Here is a 17,989-nt window from a genome sequence, read left to right as displayed (position 1 = left end):
AAGCGGGCTGATCCGTCCATGGCGACGCGTACGTGCTGCTCTGGGGTAGGAGCGGCGTGAGCCGCGACCTGCGCAGGTGTCCGTGAGTGCGTGGTCGCGGCTTACGCCGCTCCTACCCCGAAACCGGGAATCGGCTCAGCCCAAACCGCCCAGCTTGCCCATCGCGCCGCGGTAGTGGCGCAGCTCGGCGATGGAGTCGTGCACGTCGCTCAGGGCGGTGTGCTTGGCGTCCTTGCCGACGCCGGCCAGCACGTCGGGCGCCCAGCGGCGCGCGAGTTCCTTGACGGTGCTGACGTCGAGGTTGCGGTAGTGGAAGTACTTCTCCAGGCGAGGCATCTGGCGGTGCAGGAAGCGCCGGTCCTGGCAGATCGAATTGCCGCACATCGGCGAGGCGTTCGGCGCCACCCACTGCGCAAGAAAGGCCAGCGTGCGTTCCTCGGCCTCGTCCAGGTTCACGCCCTGCTCCAGCGAGCGCTGCCACAGGCCGGACTTGCCGTGCTGGTTGCGGTTCCACTCGTCCATGGCCTGCAGCCGTTCCAGCGGCTGGCGGATCGCCAGCTCCGGCCCTTCGGCCAGCACCTGCAACTGGGCATCGGTGACCACGGTCGCGATCTCCAGGATGGCGTCATGATCGGTGTCGAGCCCAGTCATTTCCAGGTCGATCCAGATCAGTCGGTGGTCGTTGCCGTTTTTCGCTGTCATGGGCCCCCGTGGTGTCCTCGCCGTGATGCGTCCGTTCGGGGCATGATAGCCCACCTCCCCCCGCCGCTCCTCCGGACGATGTCGCAGACCGCCGCCTACGCCCATTACGCGATCCTGACCGCGATGCTGGCGCCCGCGTTCTTCCTGACCGCGACCGCCTCGCTGCTGCTGTCGGCCAACAACCGCCTGGCGCGGGTGATCGACCGTGCGCGCGTGCTGCTCAAGGAGCTGGCCGAGACCGAGGACGAGGAAGAGCGGCGCATGCTGGAAGCCCACATCGCGCGCCAGAAGCGCCGCAGCAAGATCATCCTGCGCGGCAGCCAGCTGCTGTACACCGCGATCAGCTTCTTCGTCGGCACCAGCCTGACCGTCGCCGGCGACGCCTATCTGGGCTATCGCCTGGCCTCGCTGCCCACCATCCTGGCGGTGTGCGGCGTGCTGGCGATGTTCGCCGCCAGCGTGCTGCTGGCGTTGGAATCCTCGCTGGCGGTGGAGGCCGTGAACGAGGAAATGGACCACGGCCACCGTCGCGCCAATCTGCGCCGTCCGCGCAGCGGCGACTGACGCCGGCCGCGTCCGTAGGCATCATAGGCAGCACGTCCCTGTCGCTGGAACCGCGCCCATGAGCGATGTGCTGAACCTGGCCGCCGGCCACTACGCCGTGGTCTCGGCGATGATCACGCCGGCGTTCTTCCTGACCGCGACCGCGTCGCTGCTGGTGTCGTCCAACAACCGCCTGGCGCGTGTGGTCGACCGCATGCGTCAGCAGCTCAAGCAGCTCGAAGACACCACGAACGACGATGCCCGCGCCTATCTGGAGGCGCGCATCATCCAGCACCGGCGCCGGGTGCGCTTGATCCTGACCTGCCTGCAGCTGTTGTACGCGGCGATGAGCGCGTTCGTGGCCACCAGCCTGTCGATCGGCATCGACCAGTTCACCGATTACCGCCTGCGCGGCGTGCCGACCGGTCTGGCCATGCTGGGCGTGCTGCTGGTGCTGGCGGCATCGATCAATCTAGGACGCGAGGCGCGCATGAGCGTGACCATGCTGGACGCCGAGCTCAAGCGCGAGTTCGACCGCGACGGGCGCAAGCTGCCGGTGGAGTGAGCGGCGGCGCCTGGCTTCGGGCTCTCTGTGGGAGCGGCGTAAGCCGCGATTTCCCCGAGCGCCCCGGAACCCCATCGCGACTCACGTCGCTCCCACAGAAGGCCAAAGCCGCCGCTTTGGGGTAGCAGCGCTGCACTCCGCGGTCATGCTCGTCCGTCGCTTTCTGTGGGAGCGGCGTAAGCCGCGATTTCCCCGAGCGCCCGGAACCCCATCGCGACTCACGTCGCTCCCACAGAAGGCCAAAGCCGCCGCTTTGGGGTAGCAGCGCTGCACTCCGCGGTCATGCTCGTCCGTCGCTTTCTGTGGGAGCGGCGTAAGCCGCGATTTCCCGAACGCCCGGAATTCATCGCGACTCGCGTCGCTTCCACAGAAGGCCAAAGCCGCCGCTTTGGGTTGGGAGCTCTGCACTCCGCGGTCATTCTCGTTAGTCGCTTTCTGTGGGAGCGGCGTAAGCCGCGATTTCCCGGGCGCCCGGAACTCATCGCGACTCGCGTCGCTCCCACATAAGGCCAAAGCCGAAGCGTTCCGATCAGTCAGTCTTGCCGCGCTTGCGTCGGAAATAGGCCGTGAGACGCGCGCCGGCTTCCTCGCCGAGCACACCGCCCTGCACCGCCACGCGGTGGTTGTGGCGCGGGTCGGTCAGCAGGTCGAACACGCTGCCGGCGGCGCCGGTCTTGGGGTCGCTGGCGCCGAACACCACCCGGGCGACGCGTGCGTGCACCATCGCCATCGCGCACATCGCGCACGGCTCCAAGGTCACATACAGGGTGGTGCCGATCAGGCGGTGGTTGTCGAGCCGGCGGCCGGCCTCGCGCATCGCCACGATCTCGGCGTGGGCGCTGGGATCGCGCTCGCCGATGTTACGGTTGCCGCCCTCGCCCAGCACCTCGCCCGTCGCCGAGACCAGCACCGCGCCGACCGGAATCTCGTCGTGCTCGCGTTCGGCACGCTCGGCCAGCGCCAGGGCATGGCGCATCCAGCGTTGGTCGATGTCGTCCTGCTCGCTCACACCGCGGTTCCGTAGTCGTGGATGGCGATTATCCCCGAGCCCTGGCCGCGGCGCATCGTCGCTGCGGCCTGGATCACGGACGGAGAGTAGACGCACGCCCCGAGACCGTCAGCGGCGTTCGCGGCCGCAGCGCGACCGATCGCTTACCGCGAAATCACGTCCTCGCCGCCGCCCGCTTGGCAGCGCCCGAAGGCTCCGGCATGTCCAGGATCAAACGACCGAACTCCAGCGCCGCCGGCGTCTTGCCGCCGGCCCCGCAGATCAGGGCGAAGTCCGCGTGCGGCAGCGGCGGCAGGCCGTACAGCCCGTCGACGATCTTCATGCCGGGCTCGACATCGTCCACCGTCAGCACCGTCACCGCCAGCCCGGCCAGCACGGCCGCGCGCAGGCCCTGGTGGCTGGGCGAGGTGAAGATCACGTGCCACTCCAGGCCGGTGCGGCCCAGCGCCGCGACGCTGATGTGGCGATACACGCAAGGCGGCGGATAGAACGCCAGCGGCAGCGACGCACCGGCCGGCGGCTCGAAAGTGTCCGCGGCGATCCAGACCAGGCGCGTGCGCCGCAGCAGCGTGCCGCGCTCGTGCTTGGGCGCCGAAATGACCACCGCCAGGTCGAGTTCGTCGGCGTCGATCATGTTGGGCAGATCGAAGTTCATGCCCACGCTCACGTCCAGCCGCACCGCCGGATAGGCGCGCGCGAACTGGCACAGCAGCGTCGGCAGGCGTTCGCCCATGAAGTTCTCGGGCACGCCGAAGCGCACGGTGCCCGACACCGGCGACGGCAGGAAGCGTCGGCTCAGGGCGTCCAGCGAGTCCAGGATCTGCTGGGCGTAGCGCAGGAAATCCTCGCCGTCCTCGGTGAGGGTCAGGCTGCGCGTCGTGCGATGCAGCAGCGGCCGGCCTACCTGCTCTTCGAGCCGGCGGATCTGATGGCTGACCGCGGATTGGGTGAGGTGCAGGCGCGCAGCGGCGCGCGTGAAGCCGCCGCAGTGTTTGACCGCGACGAAGGCGCGCAGCAGGGTCGGATCGAAGTCCATGGGCGGACTCTATCATGATGAAAAATGATTAATCCCACAAAATTAAATCATTTCCATCATGAAATGGCCGGGCCGAGAATAGACCTCGCCGGCTAGCAACCGCGCGCCGCCTGGAGCCACCGATTTAGGCCCCGTGGCCGTCCGGATCGGCCTCGGCTAACGCCTGTCGCAGCGGCTGCGAACGCCGCTACAGCCCCCTGCCCCGAATGCATCGACGCGTGGCCCGCGACGCGGCCGCGTGCCCGTGGCCTTCGTCAAGAGAATTCCGAATGAGCGCATTGGCCCCCAGCAAGTCGGCCCCTAACAAGAACGCGACCGCGCTGGCCGCGGTGTCCCTGTCCGCATTGATGTTCGGCCTGGAGATCTCCAGCGTGCCGGTGATCCTGCCCACGCTGGAGGCGCTGCTGCAGGGCGACTTCAAGGACATGCAGTGGATCATGAACGCCTACACCATCGCCTGCACGACAGTGCTGATGGCGGCGGGCACCCTGGCCGATCGCTACGGCCGCAAGCGCGTGATGCTGATCAGCCTGCTGCTGTTCGGTGCGACCTCGCTGATCTGCGGCCTGGCCCGCGACGTGCAGTTGCTGATCGTCGCGCGCTTTCTGCAGGGCATGAGCGCGGGCACCATGCTGATCTGTCAGGCCGCGGTGCTTTCGCACCAGTTCCAGCCCGGTCCGGAGCGCAGCCGCGCCTTCGCCGTGTGGGGCATCGTGTTCGGCATCGGCCTGGGCTTCGGGCCGATCATCGGCGCGGCGATCGTGGCGCTGTCGAACTGGCAGTGGGTGTTCCTGGTGCATGCGCCGCTGAGCCTGATCACGTTGGCGCTGGCGCTGGCCGGCATGCAGGAATCGCGCGACTCGCAGGCGCAGCGTTTGGACCTGCCCGGCATGGTCGCCCTGTCGATGTCGGTGTTGGGCCTGACCTACTACATCACGCAGGGACCGGACCTGGGTTTCTCCAGTCCGACCGCGATCGCGATCCTCTGCGCGACGCTCGCGTCCTTCGTCGCGTTCGTGATCGTCGAACGGATCACGCCGCATCCGATGTTCGACTTCTCGGTATTCCGCTCGCGCGATTTTTCCGGCGCGCTGGTCGGTTCGGTGGCGATGAACTTCAGCTTCTGGCCGTTCATGATCTACCTGCCGATCTATTTCCAGGGCGCGCTGGGCTACGGCGCGGTCGAGACGGGACTGGCCTTGCTGGCCTACACGCTGCCCACGCTGTTCGTGCCGCCGCTGGCCGAGCGCCTGATGCTGCGCCATCGACCGGGCCTGGTGATCCCCGCCGGCCTGTTCGCGATCGGCGTCGGCTTCCTGCTGATGCGCTACGGCAGCGCCGTGGACCGTCCGAGTTGGTTGAGCATGCTGCCTGGCGCGCTGCTGGCCGGCATCGGCCTGGGCATGACCAATACGCCGGTGACCAACACCACCACCGGCGCGGTGACGCCCGATCGCGCCGGCATGGCCTCGGGCATCGACATGAGCGCGCGCCTGATCAGCCTGGCGATCAACATCGCGCTGATGGGGTTGATCCTGCTGGCGGGCATTGCTTCGTATTTGAGGCAGGCCCTGCCCGCATCGGTCGATGCCATGCGTCTGCGTGCGTTGGCGCAGGACATCGCCGCCGGCCACGCGGTGTCGGCGACGAACGAGGCGTCGCTGACGGGTATCGAGGCGATCGGCCGCGCCGCCTTGGTGCACGGCTTCGGTTGGGTGCTGCTGTTCGGCGGTTTGGGCGTGTGCGTGCTTGGGGCGATCAGCTTGTTGGTGTTCGGCCCGGCCAAGCGGACTTGTGGGGTGGCGGTCGAGTCTGCGCCGTAGTTGGGTGCGAGGCCTTGGAGTCGGCAGCGATACGGCTGCCGTCCATGGCGCGGCATCTCAGCTTCGGCTGATCCGGCCCGGCCATCCATGGCCGATCGGTATTCCACCTGCGAGCCAGTGGCTCCGGCGCCGCCGCTGCGCAGTTGCGCGAGGGCGCGCGCCGCGAGCGTCTGCGTAGCCGCCGGCACCCGCTCAGAACGCCAGCGCCAGCCGCCCTTGCACGCCGTCGATCTGCGGGCCTTCACGCACCGACAGGTCGCGGGTGTACTGCAACTGCACTTGCACCCGGTCGTTGAGCTGTTGCGCCCAGGTGAGGGTGACGTTGGTGTCGTTCTTGCTCCCGAGCAAACGCTCGCCGTGCAGGCTCTCGCGCGCGCCGAAGCTCTGGCGCGCGCTCAGCGCGAAGCGCGTCGCCGGCGTCGGGTTGTAGCTCAGATGCGCGGTCGCGCGATACATCGGATCGCGGTGCACTTGGCTGCTGTCGTCCTGGGTGTAGAACTCGGCCTGGCCCATGAATTCCGCGGTCCAGCGTTCGGTCAGCTTGGTCATGTAGCCGCCCTGCAGCTCCAGCGTATAGCGGTCCTCGCCGGTGATCAGGCCCTCGCCCGCACGCGGCGAGGTCGGCAGGCTCAGGTAGGCCGCGAAGGTCAGGTAGCGGCCGCGGCTCTCGTCGGCCTTGGGCCACCAGGAGGTGCCCACGACCAGGTTGCCCATGCCGCTGAGGCCGTCGCGGTCGAACGCATCGCGCTGACGGTTGCCCATCGAGATCACTTCGAAGGTCGTGGTCTTGCCGTCGAGCGCGAAGAAGTGGACATAGCGCGCGGTGAGGACGTCGGCGCGAAAATCCAGGCCATCGAACGCGCGCTTGCCGTTGGCGTAAACGCGGTCGCCACGCAGGTGCTGGCCGTACAGCAGCAGCACGTCCATGCCCGGCGGCGCGGGCTGGATGTCGCCGGGATCCGGCGCGCTCATTGCCCACGCCGCGCCGCCTGGCGATGCCGCCGCCAGCGCCAAAGCGCACATCCCCGCCCGCCCGCGCCCGGCGCGGCGGCGTTCATGATCGGACATGATCGTTCTCCTTGCGATGCAAACGGCCGAACCCGGGCCGCACGGCTCCGCGCGCACGCGTCGGCGCGGTTCGACGCAGACTCAGACGCGTTCGAGCGCCTGCCCGAGGTTGCGGTAGAACTGGCCGCGGTAGCGCCACAGCCACCACGCATAGACGACGGCCGCCGCGGCCACCGCGATCACGCAGGCCGGAATCAGCGCGACGAACACCGCGTTGCCGCCGGCCAGCAGCGGCAGGCTCTGGCAGATCAGCGCGATCAGTCCGGTCAGCACCAGCGCCGCGGCCAGCGGCGCGACCACGGTCGTCCACGGCCGCCGCGGCAGCGGCCGCGACAGGAAGAAGAACGGCACCGCGATGCTGGCCAGCACCTGCACCGTGAGCATCGAGATCGAGGCCACCGCCGAGCCCACCGGCAGCACTGCCGCCATCGGATCGGCGCCGATCGCAGCGAAGGCCAGGATGCAGGCGATCGACGCGGCGAATTGGGTCGCGCCGGCCGCCGACGGCGTGCGCTGGCGCGGATGCACCCGCGCCAGCCAGTGCCACAGCACGCCTTCGCGACCCATCGCGAACAGATAGCGCGAGACCGAGTTGTGCAGGCTCAGCAACGACGCGAACAAACTGGTGATCACCAGCGCGCTCATCGCCGCCGCCACCGGCGGCGCGGTCAGCGTGGCCGCCATCGCGAACCAGAAGTTGCCCGGGTCGGCCTGCGCCGCCGCGACCACCTGCTGCGGGCCGTAGGCAACGGTGATCGCCCAGGTCGCCAGCGACAGGAACACGGTGATCGCGCCCAGCGCCACGTAGGTGGCGATGGCGATGCTGCGGCGCGGGTCGCGCGCTTCCTCGGCGTAGATCGCGGTGGTCTCGAAGCCGAAGTAGGAACCGGCGACGAACACCAGCGACACCCCGAGCCCGGCCGAGAACACCTGCGACGGCAGCAGCGGCGCCGCCGAGAACCCCTCCGGGCCGCCGCCGTGCGCGAACACGGCGGCCACGAACAGCAGCACGATGCCGATCTCGCACAGCATCAGCACCGCCAGCACGCGACTGCTGAACTCGATGTTGCGATAGCCGCAAATTCGGACCAACACCGCCACCGCCAGCGCGTTGATCCACCATGCCGCGCTGGCGCCGAGCCACTGTTGCTGCGCTTGTTCGAGGAAGAACCCGATCATCGCGAAGCACGCCAGCTGGATGCCGAAGTACGCCGCCAGCGCCAGGAACGCGGCGACGATGCCGGCGCCGCCGCCGAGCCCGGCGGTGACGTAGGAATAGAACGCGCCGGCATTGCCGATGTGCCGGCTCATGGCGACGAAGCCGACGCTGAAAAGCAGGTACGCCGCGCCGGCCAGCACGAACGCACCGGCGGTGCCGACGCCGTTGCCCATGCCGATCGCCACCGGCACCGCGCCGACCAGCCCGATCAGCGGGCCGTTGGTCGCGATGACGAAGAACACGATCTGCAGCCAGCCCAGCGCGTTCTTGCGCAGTTCCACCGTTTCCGCATTGCCGTCCACGTTCGTCTCCCCTCCCCGGGTTGGATCTGCTGCGCCGGTCGCGTCGCGGCCGGCGGATTGAGTTCGCATCACTGCCGCGCTTGCATTGCCGCCGCGATCGCCTCGCCGACGATCCGCGTCCACGTCGCCACCCCGCCGGGTTCACCGAGCAAGTCCTGGCGCACTTCGATGGCGAAACGGCGCAGGCCGAACGGGCGCGCGTGGCGGTCGAAGGTGTAGCCGCGCGCGAGGCGGCCGTCGTAGGGCGCGTTGTCGCCGACCGGCTCAACCTCGCGGCGCAAGGCGGCGACGACGTGGGTCGCCGGCGTCGGTTGGTCCCAGATCACCGCCACCGGCGGCCGCGCGAGCCCGTCGAGGAACGGCGCGTAGCTATGTACGGCGACGATCAGCGGGTCGCCGCCCTCGCGGCGTTTGGCCGCGACCGTCTCGCCGACCAGCGCGTGGAACGGCTCGAACACCAGCTGCGCGCGCGCATGCCGCTGCGCCGCGCTGAGGTCGGCATTGCCGGCGATCGCGCTGCGGTCCGACACCGGCGCGATCCAGTCGGATTCGAACGGCGCGCGGTTGCAGTCCACGAACAAGCGGCTGGTCGAGCAAAGCACCGCCGGCGCATCCAGATGCAGCGCCAGGCCGCGGGCGAGTTCGCCCGCGCCGAGATCCACGGCGATATGGCGCGACAAATCGTGCGCGTCGCAGCCCAGGTCGGCGTAGCCCGGCGGAATGCGGTTGGAGGCGTGTTCGCACACCAGCACCAGCGGCGCGCGCCCGGTCGGGTTGAAGACCTCGCCCGCGGGCCAGGCCGCGCCGGGTTCGAGCGCAAGCGGATCGGCGTTCATTTCGCCCCCGTTTCGCGCACGTGCACGGACTTGAGTTCCACCCATTCGTCGAAGCTCGCGCCGGCGCCGATGCGGCCGAGCCCGGAGGCCTTGGTTCCGCCCCAGGGCAGATGCAGGTCGGCGTGGTCGCAGCGGTTGACGAACACAGTGCCGGCCTGGATCGCGTCGATCAGGCCGGCCGCCGCCTGCGGCTCGCGCGTCCACACCGACGCGGTCAGGCCGAAGCGGCTGGCGTTGATCGCCGCCAGCGCCTGCGCGTCGCCGTCCACCGCCGTCAGCGTCGCCACCGGGCCGAAGGTTTCCTCGCGCTCAATGGCCATGTCGGCGTTCACGTCGAGCAGGACTTCCGGCGACAGGTAGGCGCCCTGTCCGGCGAGTTCGCCGGCGCGGTGTCCGGCCAGCGCGGCGCGCGCGCCGGCGGCGACGGCGGCGGCGACTTCGTCGGCGATGCGCTGCGCCGCGGCTGCGCTGACCACCGGCCCCAGATCCGGCGAACGCAGCGGGTGATCCAGCCGCAATGCGCGCGCGCGTTCAACGAAGGCATCGACGAAGCGCGGATACACGCGCCGGTCGACATAGATGCGCTCGACCGAACAGCACGACTGGCCCGAGTTGGCGTACGCGCCTTCGACCAACTGCGCCGCGGCCCAGTCCAGATCCGCGTCGGCACGCACATACGCCGCATCCTTGCCGCCAAGCTCGAGTCCGGTCGCGACCAGCCCGGCGCTGGCGGCCGCCAGCACCGCCCGCCCGCCGCGTTCGGAACCGATGAACTGCACCGCCTGGAAACGTCGCTGCGACAGCAGCCGCTCGACCATCGCATGCGGCAGATGCAAGACCTGGAACACGCCGCCCGGCAAGCCCGCCGCGTCCGCGCACTCCGCCATCAGCTCGGCGATCAGCGCGGTCTGCGGGGCGTGCTTGAGCACGAAGGCATTGCCCGCGGCCAGCGCCGCGATCGCCATCTGTGCGGCCATCGCCACCGGGTAGTTCCAGGCGCAGATGCCCAGCGCGATGCCTTTGGGCTCGCGCCGCAGCGCGCGGCGGATACCGTCGCCGCCGTCCACGACCTGTTCGCCGAGCAACTGCGGCGCTAGCGCGCGCGTGCGCTCCCAGCCCGCCCGCACCCGTCCCAGTTCGTCGGCGAACTGCAGCGGCCGGCCGATCTGCCACAGCACCTGCTTGGCGAACTCGGCGCGCCGCGCCTCCATCGCCGCCACGAAGGCTTCGATCGCCGCCAGGCGCGCATCCAGGCCGAGCGCACGCCAGCCCGGCAGCGCCGCCTGCGCGCGTTGCAACGCGCGCTCGGACTCGGACTCGCGCGCATAGCGCACCACCGACAGCGACCGGCCGTCGACCGGAGAAATGATTTCGAAAGCGTCCATCGACGGCCTCAGGCGAATTCGAAGAAGCGACGCAGCTCCACGTCGGTGACCAGCGCGGCGAACTCTTCGTCCTGGGCGCGCTTCATCTCCACGTAGGCGTCGACGAAGCGGTCGCCGAACAGCTCGCGCGCCGCGCGCGAGGCGTCGAAGCGCTCGATCGCCGCGGCGAAGCTGCGCGGGAAGCGGTATTGCGGTGCGACCTTGTCGAGGTTGTCGTAGACGTTCCAGGTCGACTCCTCGCCCGGCTCGATCGCGTGTTCGATGCCCCACAAGCCGGCGCCGAGCACGCAGGCCAGGGCCAGGTAGGGATTGGCATCGGCGCCCGGCACCCGGCATTCGACGCGTTGCGAATGCGGCGAACCGCCGATCAGGCGCAGCGCGCAGGTGCGGTTCTCCCAGCCCCAGGTCGCCGCCACCGGCGAGAAGATCCACGGCTGATAGCGGCGGAACGAATTCACCGTCGGCCCGAACAGGATCAGGAATTCCGGCAGCAGGCGCTGCACGCCGCCGACGAAGTGACGCATCGTCCGGCTCATGCCGCGCGGCTCGCTCGGATCGTGGAACACCGGATCGCCCTGCTCGTCGCGCAGCGAAACGTGGATGTGGCCGCTCTGCCCGTCGGCTTGGTTGGACCAGCGCGCCATGAAGGTGATCAGCTTGTCGTGGCGCTGGGCGACGATCTTGGCCACGGTCTTGAACAGCATCGCGTCGTCGGCCGCGCGCACGCCCTCGCCGTACGCCAATGCGGCTTCCATGAAGCCGGCGCCCATTTCCTCGTGCACGCCCTCCAGCGGAATGTCCATGCGCTTGCAGCAGTCCATCAGCGCGTTGTAGAAGCCGCTGCCGACGCCCTGGCGCAGCATCAGGTGATAGGAGTTGTCGAGCGTGGCCAGGCGCAAGCCGCGGTAGTCCTTCTCGCGGACCGAACGCGACGTTTCTTCGAACATGGTGAATTCGTATTCGCTGGAGTGGAACGCGCGCAGCCCTTGCGCGCGGGCGCGCGCCAGCACCCGGCGATAGACGTTGCGCGGCTGCAGCGGCCCCTCGGGCTCCTCGAAATCGGCCAGGAACAGCAGGTTGCGCGTGGGGCTTTCCCAAGGGATCTCGCGCACGCTGTCGGGCACCACGCGGCACAGGCGGTCGCCGAAGATCACTCCGTCGCCGCTGCTAACGCCCTGAGCCGGACGCTGCACGTCGCCGTGATCCAGGGCCAGCGCCGCGCCGGCGAAGCCGATGCCCTTTTCCAGCGCGCTGAGGAAGCGCTCGGTGGACACGTACTTGACCCGCAACTGGCCCGGCATGTCGCCGTAGCCGACGTTGACGTGGTCGGGACGGCGCGCCTGGATCAGGCGGACGACGTCCTCGACGGTGGCGATCGAGCTGAGGTTGGGGTCGGACATTCGGTTCCGTTTCCTATTATTAACAATGTTTCCATATAGAAACATGGCGTGGTAGTTTTCGCTCATCGCGATCCGTGTGTCAAACCCTCCCGCCGTCGCGCCCCGGCTCAGCCGACGAACGGCGGCCCAACCGGCGAGGTCCATGCATGAACCAGGCTTCCTTCCCCACGTGGGACTACATCGTGGTCGGCGCCGGTTCGGCCGGCAGCGTGCTCGCCCATCGCCTGTCGGCCGATCCGCAGGTGCGCGTGCTGCTGCTCGAAGCCGGGCCGGCCGACCTCTATCCCTATCTCCATGTGCCGGCGGGAGAGGAAATGGCGCTGTCCAGCGGCAAGGTGACCTGGCCCTACCGCACCGAACCCGACCCCAGCCGCGACGGGCGCAGCGAGGACTGGCCGGCCGGCAGGGTGCTCGGCGGCAGCAGTTCGGTGAACGGGATGATTTACCTGCGCGGTTCGCGCGAGGACTACGACGACTGGGCGCGCGCCGGCAATCCGGGCTGGAGCTTCGACGAGGTGCTGCCGTGCTTCCTGCGCAGCGAGCGCAACTCGCGCGGCGCCGGGCCGGGCCGCGGCGGCGACGGGCCGCTCAGCGTCGCCGACCTGCGCAGTCCGCATCCGCTGGCCGCGGCCTTCCTAGACGCGGCCGAGGAACTGGGGCTGCCGCGCAACGACGAGTTGAACGGCGGCGATCCGTTCGGCGCCGGCTATCTGCAGGCGACCCAGTTGCGCGGCTGGCGCCACAGCGCCGCGCGCGCGTTCCTGCGTCCGGCGCGCCGGCGGCGCAACCTCGACATCGTCACCGGCGCCCTGGCCGAACGGGTACTGATCGCCGACGCCGCGGCCCACGGCGTGGCCTATCGCCATCGCGGACAACGCAAGATCGCGCATGCGCGACGCGAGATCATCGTCTGCGCCGGCGCGCTGGCCTCGCCCAAGCTGCTGATGCTGTCGGGCATCGGCCCGGCCGAACATCTTGAGCGCCATGGCATCGGCGTGGTCCGCGACAGTCCGGGCGTCGGCGCGAATCTGCAGGAGCATCCCGGCGCGCTGATCACCGCGCAGGTCAATATGCGCACCTACAACGTCGAGACCGGCCCGCTGTCGGTGCTGCGCCACGGCCTGGATTTCCTGCTGCGCGGCCGCGGCCCCGGGACCACGCCGATCGGGCACGCCGTCGCCTTCGCCCGCAGCGCGCCGCAGGTCGAGCGGCCGGACCTGCAGTTGGTGTTCACGCCGATCGGCTACAACACCTCCGGCGACGGCCCGGTGCTGCTGCCGGTGCCTGCGGTGGTGATCGCGGTCAATGTCTGCCGTCCGCGCGCGCGCGGCACGCTGCGGCTGCGTTCGGGCGATCCGGCGGAGCTGCCGGAAATCCGTCTGGAAATGCTCGCCGATCCGCACGACCGCGGCTTGCTGCGCGAAGGCGCGAAGCTGGCGCGGCGGTTGTACGCGACCGGCGCGATGCGCGGCTACGTCGAGCGCGAGCTGCGCCCGGGCGCGCAGGTCGACAGCGACGCCGAGTGGGACGCGTTCCTGCGCAAGCACTGCATGCGCTTCAGCCATCCGGCCGGCACCTGCCGCATGGGCGTGGATGCGCGGGCGGTCGTCGGCCCGGATTTGCGCGTGCACGGTGTGCAGCGCTTGCGCGTGGCCGACGCCTCGATCATGCCGACCCTGGTCAGCGCCAACACCAACGCCGCGGCGATCATGATCGGCGAGAAGGCGGCGGAGCTGATCCAGCCCGGTGCTTGACTGCGCCGTGCGGCGTGTTCACGCGGCCGGGCCCGAGCCGCTGAAGGCGAGCGGCGGGGTTCGAGTGGAGGGATTCAAGCGGCGAGCGTCCTGCGCAGCGACCGTCCGCCACTCACAGCCGCGCTGCCGCGACGCAGCGCTCCGACGGCTCAGCGCTTGCGCTTGGGCCGCAACCCGGCGCGCGCCGCCTCGCCCTGCACCTGCGCGCCGTCTTCGCCAACGGTGTTGGACATCAGCAGCACCGCCTCGCGCGAGACCGCGAAATACGCATGGCGGGTCTGCGCGTCGAACAGCACGCTGTCGCCCGCGGCCAGCACCAGCGGTTCGTAGGCGTCTGTGTGCAGCGCGACCTTGCCCTTGAGCACGTACACGAACTCCTCGCCCGGGTGCGACACGAACGCGTCCTCGCCGCCGGGCGGCTTGTCGCGCACGGTCACCCGCCAGAACAGGTTGGACTGGCCGCTGAGCTCGCTGCACAGCATTTCGTAGGTGCGATGGCTGTGCTCGAACTTGCGTCCGCCGTCGGCGCGGGTCACCGCCCGCCGCGCGCCGGCGCCGGGCACGAGCGTGGGCGGCGCCAGCAGCGCCGTGGCCGGCACGGCCAGGGCTTCGGCCAGGGTCAGCAACTCGGGATGACGCAGCGTCGCCAAGCCGTTCTCCACCTTCGACAGCTTGGCGATCGAGATCCCGGCGCGCGCGCTGAGCTCGCGCAGCGACAGCTGCGCTTTCTGCCGGGCTTGGCGGAGTTGTTCTCCCAGGGACATGGGCGATGGCGGGCGTTGAGCGAAGACGGCCCAAGGCTAGGCCAGGTCCGCGCGCGCGTCCACCGTCCGCGCCGGGCGCGAAAACGAACAGGCCCGCAAAGCGGGCCTGTTCGTGCATTGCCGGTCGGTCGCGGTCACGCCCGCGGACTCATTCCCACTCGATCGTCGCCGGCGGCTTGCCGCTGATGTCGTAGACCACGCGCGAGACGCCGCGCAGTTCGTTGATGATGCGGTTGGACACGGTGCCGAGGAAGTCGTACGGCAGGTGCGCCCAGTGCGCGGTCATGAAGTCGACGGTCTCCACCGCGCGCAGCGCGATCACCCATTCGTAGGCGCGCGCGTCGCCGACCACGCCCACCGACTTGACCGGCAGGAACACCGCGAAGGCCTGGCTGGTCTTGTCGTACAGACCGGCTTTGCGCAGTTCGTCGATGTAGATGTGGTCGGCCTTGGCCAACAGGTCGGCGTACTCGCGCTTGACCTCGCCCAGGATGCGCACGCCCAGGCCGGGGCCTGGGAACGGATGGCGGTAGACCATCTCGCGCGGCAGGCCCAGTTCCAGGCCCAGGCGCCGCACTTCGTCCTTGAACAGCTCGCGCAGCGGTTCGACCAGGCCCAGCTTCATGTGCTCGGGCAGGCCGCCGACGTTGTGGTGGCTCTTGATGACATGGGCCTTGCCGGTCTTGCTGCCGGCCGACTCGATCACGTCGGGGTAGATGGTGCCCTGCGCCAGCCACTTGGCATTGGCCAGCTTGTTCGATTCCTCGTCGAAGATCTCGACGAACAGGTTGCCGATGATCTTGCGCTTGGCTTCCGGGTCGCTGACGCCGGCGAGCCTGTCGAAGTAGCGGTCGGCGGCGTTGACGCGCACCACTTTCACGCCCATGTGCTCGGCGAACATCGCCATCACCTGGTCGCCTTCGTTGTAGCGCAGCAGGCCGGTGTCGACGAACACGCAGGTCAGCTGGTCGCCGATGGCCTTGTGCAGCAGCGCGGCCACCACCGAGGAGTCGACGCCGCCGGACAGGCCGAGGATGACCTCGTCGCTGCCGACCTGGGCGCGCACGCGCTCGATCTGGTCCTCGATGATGTGGGCCGCGTCCCACAGGGTCTGGCAGCCGCAGATGTCGACCACGAAGCGGCGCAGCAGGGTCTGGCCCTGCTTGGTGTGGGTGACTTCGGGATGGAACTGCACGCCGTACCAGCGGCGCGCGTCGTCGGCGAAGGCCGCGACCGGGATGCGGTCGGTCTTGGCGGTGACGACGAAACCTTCGGGCGCCTTGGAAACGTGGTCGCCGTGGCTCATCCACACGTCCAGACGCGGCGGCGAACCCGGGTGGTCCTTGAGGCCGTCGAACAGGCGGTCGTGCGCGACCAGTTGCACTTCGGCGTGGCCGAACTCGCGCTGGTCGGCGGCTTCGGTGTCGCCGCCGAGCTGCTTGGCCATGGTCTGCATGCCGTAGCAGATGCCCAGAATCGGCAAGCCGGCGTCGAACACCTGCTGCGGCGCGCTGGGCGCGCCGGCTTCGGTGGTCGATTCCGGACCGCCCGACAGGATGATGCCCTTGGCGCCGAACGCGGCGATCTCGGCCGGGTCGTGGTCCCAGGCCCAGATTTCGCAGTACACGCCGATCTCGCGGATGCGGCGGGCGATCAGCTGCGTGTACTGGGCGCCGAAGTCGAGGATCAGGATCTTGTCGCTATGGATGTCGGTCATGGAAATTCCGCAGCTGTACAACAGGGAGTTCTAAACGGGGCGTTCAAAAACGAAGAAGGGAAACATTCGTTTCCCTTCTTGGATGACGATCAGCCGGCGCGATAGTTCGGCGGTTCCTTGGTGATCTGCACGTCGTGCACATGGCTCTCGCGCGAACCGGCGTTGGTGATGCGCACGAAGCTGGGCTTCTTGCGCATCTCCTCGATGGTCGCGCAGCCGACGTAACCCATCGTCGCGCGCAGGCCGCCGGCGAGCTGATGGACCACGCCGCCCAGCGAGCCGCGGTACGGCACGCGGCCTTCGATGCCTTCGGGAACCAGCTTGTCGGCGTCGGAGGCGTCCTGGAAATAGCGGTCCTTGGACCCCTGCTCCATCGCGCCCAGGCTGCCCATGCCGCGGTAGCTCTTGTAGCTGCGGCCCTGGAACAGTTCGATCTCGCCCGGCGCTTCCTCGGTGCCGGCGAACAGGCCGCCGACCATGACCGTGGACGCGCCGGCGACCAACGCCTTGCCGATATCGCCCGAGTAGCGGATGCCGCCGTCGGCGATCAGCGGAATGCGGTCCTGCAGCGCCTCGGCGACCATCGCCACGGCGGTGATCTGCGGCACGCCCACGCCCGCGACCACGCGCGTGGTGCAGATCGAGCCCGGGCCCACGCCGACCTTGACCGCGTCGGCGCCGTGATCCATCAGCGCCAGACCGGCGTCGCCGGTGACGATGTTGCCGCCGATCACCTGCAGCTGCGGGAAGCGCGTCTTGACCCACTTCACGCGGTCCAGCACGCCCTGCGAATGGCCGTGCGCGGTATCGACCACGATCACGTCGACGCCGGCCGCGGCCAGCGCTTCCACGCGCGCCTCGGTGTCGCCGCCCACGCCGACCGCCGCGCCCACCAGCAAGCGCTCGGCGCTGTCCTTGGCGGCGTTGGGGTTGTCGGTCTTCTTCTGGATGTCCTTGACGGTGATCAGGCCGCGCAGCTCGAAGCCGTCGTTGACCACCAGCACCTTCTCGATGCGGTGCTTGTGCAGCAGTTGCAGGACTTCGTCGTCGCTGGCGCCCTCGCCCACCGTGATCAGGCGGTCGCGCTTGGTCATGATGTGGCGGACCGGATCGTCCAGCTTGGTCTCGAAGCGCATGTCGCGGCTGGTGACGATGCCGACCAGTTGGCCGCCGTCGACCACCGGCACGCCGGAGATGTTGCGCGCGCGGGTCAGCTTGAGCACTTCGCCGATGGTGGTTTCCGGGCCCACGGTGAACGGCTCGCGGATCACCCCGGCCTCGAACTTCTTGACCTTGGCGACCTGCGCGGCCTGGGCTTCCAGGCTCATGTTCTTGTGCAGGATGCTGATGCCGCCCAGCTGCGCCAGCGCGATCGCGAGGCGGGCCTCGCTGACCGTGTCCATCGCCGCCGACAGGATCGGCAGACGGATCGACAGGTCGCGGGTCAGGCGGGTGGAGAGGTTGACGTCCTTAGGCAGGACATTCGAATGCGCGGGGACGAGAGACACATCGTCGTAGGTAAGCGCTTCAGCCTGGATGCGCAGCATGGGCGGGCCCGGGAGGATGAAGCGCGCCATTGTAACCCGAATCGGAGCCCCGGCGCTGGGTGTGCGGGTGGAATTCGGCGTTCCGTGGGCGGATCGGGGGGCGGCCGTTAAGGGCTCCCTCGGCCCCTGGCTGTTTTGGCTCGTCATTCCCGCGGAGGCGGGAATCCAGTGCCTTTCGTGCGAAAGAGCTGGAAGTCCGAGGAACCCGCTTCGGCCACACTGAAATATTGGCACGTACCGGCTGAAGTCACTGGATTCCCGCCTTCGCGGGAATGACGAGCAAGAGCGAAGCCGCCTTCGCGGGAATGACGAGCAAAAA

15 protein-coding genes are annotated in these 17,989 nt (G+C 69.2%); 4 read left to right on the top strand and 11 right to left on the bottom strand.

The features are described from left to right. Positions 1-135 precede the first annotated feature (135 nt). Positions 136-702 (bottom strand): oligoribonuclease, encoded by a 567-nt coding sequence (gene orn / locus LVB77_RS12010; protein WP_232906344.1) that lies wholly within the window; start codon positions 700-702, stop codon positions 136-138. 78 nt (positions 703-780) lie between these two features. Between orn and LVB77_RS12005 the strand changes: the two genes are divergently transcribed. Both LVB77_RS12005 and LVB77_RS12000 read left to right on the top strand, forming a co-directional pair. Further along, complete coding sequence (locus tag LVB77_RS12005) at positions 781-1,266, top strand: DUF2721 domain-containing protein (protein WP_232906343.1); 486 nt, start codon at positions 781-783, stop codon at positions 1,264-1,266. A gap of 58 nt (positions 1,267-1,324) precedes the next feature. Continuing rightward, positions 1,325-1,810, top strand: coding sequence for a DUF2721 domain-containing protein (locus LVB77_RS12000; protein WP_232906342.1), 486 nt, complete (start codon positions 1,325-1,327; stop codon positions 1,808-1,810). Between the two features lie 529 nt (positions 1,811-2,339). Here LVB77_RS12000 and tadA read toward each other — a convergent pair. Both tadA and LVB77_RS11990 read right to left on the bottom strand, forming a co-directional pair. Further along, a complete protein-coding gene (tadA, locus tag LVB77_RS11995) occupies positions 2,340-2,786 on the bottom strand; it encodes a tRNA adenosine(34) deaminase TadA (RefSeq protein ID WP_232910274.1) in 447 nt (148 codons plus the stop codon). A gap of 187 nt (positions 2,787-2,973) precedes the next feature. Next, the gene (locus tag LVB77_RS11990) at positions 2,974-3,855 is read right to left on the bottom strand and encodes a LysR substrate-binding domain-containing protein (protein ID WP_305068895.1); all 882 of its coding nucleotides are present in this window, start codon (positions 3,853-3,855) and stop codon (positions 2,974-2,976) included. 269 nt (positions 3,856-4,124) lie between these two features. Between LVB77_RS11990 and LVB77_RS11980 the strand changes: the two genes are divergently transcribed. Then, entirely contained in the window at positions 4,125-5,678 is a 1,554-nt protein-coding gene (locus tag LVB77_RS11980; RefSeq protein WP_232906341.1) for an MFS transporter, read from the top strand. A 192-nt stretch (positions 5,679-5,870) separates the two neighbouring features. Here LVB77_RS11980 and LVB77_RS11975 read toward each other — a convergent pair whose 3' ends face one another. The 5 genes from LVB77_RS11975 to LVB77_RS11955 form a co-directional block, all read right to left on the bottom strand. After that, a complete protein-coding gene (locus LVB77_RS11975) occupies positions 5,871-6,650 on the bottom strand; it encodes a transporter (protein WP_232906340.1) in 780 nt (259 codons plus the stop codon). A gap of 177 nt (positions 6,651-6,827) precedes the next feature. Next, complete coding sequence (locus tag LVB77_RS11970; protein WP_232906339.1) at positions 6,828-8,267, bottom strand: APC family permease; 1,440 nt, start codon at positions 8,265-8,267, stop codon at positions 6,828-6,830. A 68-nt stretch (positions 8,268-8,335) separates the two neighbouring features. Further along, positions 8,336-9,103 carry an N-formylglutamate amidohydrolase gene (locus tag LVB77_RS11965; protein WP_232906338.1) on the bottom strand — a complete coding sequence of 256 codons (768 nt, stop codon included), beginning with the start codon at positions 9,101-9,103 and terminating at the stop codon, positions 8,336-8,338. Continuing rightward, a complete protein-coding gene (locus LVB77_RS11960) occupies positions 9,100-10,488 on the bottom strand; it encodes an aldehyde dehydrogenase family protein (protein WP_232906337.1) in 1,389 nt (462 codons plus the stop codon). The genes LVB77_RS11965 and LVB77_RS11960 overlap by 4 nt, the downstream gene beginning before the upstream one ends. Before the next feature lie 8 nt (positions 10,489-10,496). Beyond that, the gene (locus LVB77_RS11955) at positions 10,497-11,888 is read right to left on the bottom strand and encodes a glutamine synthetase family protein (RefSeq protein ID WP_232906336.1); all 1,392 of its coding nucleotides are present in this window, start codon (positions 11,886-11,888) and stop codon (positions 10,497-10,499) included. 146 nt (positions 11,889-12,034) lie between these two features. Here LVB77_RS11955 and LVB77_RS11950 point away from each other — a divergent pair, with 146 nt between their 5' ends. Next, positions 12,035-13,642 carry a GMC family oxidoreductase N-terminal domain-containing protein gene (locus LVB77_RS11950; RefSeq protein WP_232906335.1) on the top strand — a complete coding sequence of 536 codons (1,608 nt, stop codon included), beginning with the start codon at positions 12,035-12,037 and terminating at the stop codon, positions 13,640-13,642. A gap of 149 nt (positions 13,643-13,791) precedes the next feature. On the opposite strand, the gene LVB77_RS11945 is transcribed toward LVB77_RS11950, so the two are convergent. The 3 genes from LVB77_RS11945 to guaB all read right to left on the bottom strand — a co-directional run bounded on the left by LVB77_RS11945 (position 13,792) and on the right by guaB (position 17,670). Beyond that, positions 13,792-14,406 carry a cupin domain-containing protein gene (locus LVB77_RS11945; RefSeq protein WP_232906334.1) on the bottom strand — a complete coding sequence of 205 codons (615 nt, stop codon included), beginning with the start codon at positions 14,404-14,406 and terminating at the stop codon, positions 13,792-13,794. 148 nt (positions 14,407-14,554) lie between these two features. Continuing rightward, positions 14,555-16,123, bottom strand: a complete 1,569-nt coding sequence (gene guaA / locus LVB77_RS11940; protein ID WP_232906333.1) for a glutamine-hydrolyzing GMP synthase — start codon at positions 16,121-16,123, stop codon at positions 14,555-14,557. An 89-nt stretch (positions 16,124-16,212) separates the two neighbouring features. Then, a complete protein-coding gene (gene guaB / locus LVB77_RS11935; RefSeq protein WP_232906332.1) occupies positions 16,213-17,670 on the bottom strand; it encodes an IMP dehydrogenase in 1,458 nt (485 codons plus the stop codon). Positions 17,671-17,989 lie beyond the last annotated feature (319 nt).

It is taken from the genome of Lysobacter sp. 5GHs7-4, assembly GCF_021284765.1.
Taxonomy (GTDB): Bacteria; Pseudomonadota; Gammaproteobacteria; order Xanthomonadales; family Xanthomonadaceae; genus Lysobacter.
The sequence above is the reverse complement of the archived record's forward strand: the minus strand, read 5'-3'. Positions and strand labels throughout refer to the sequence as shown.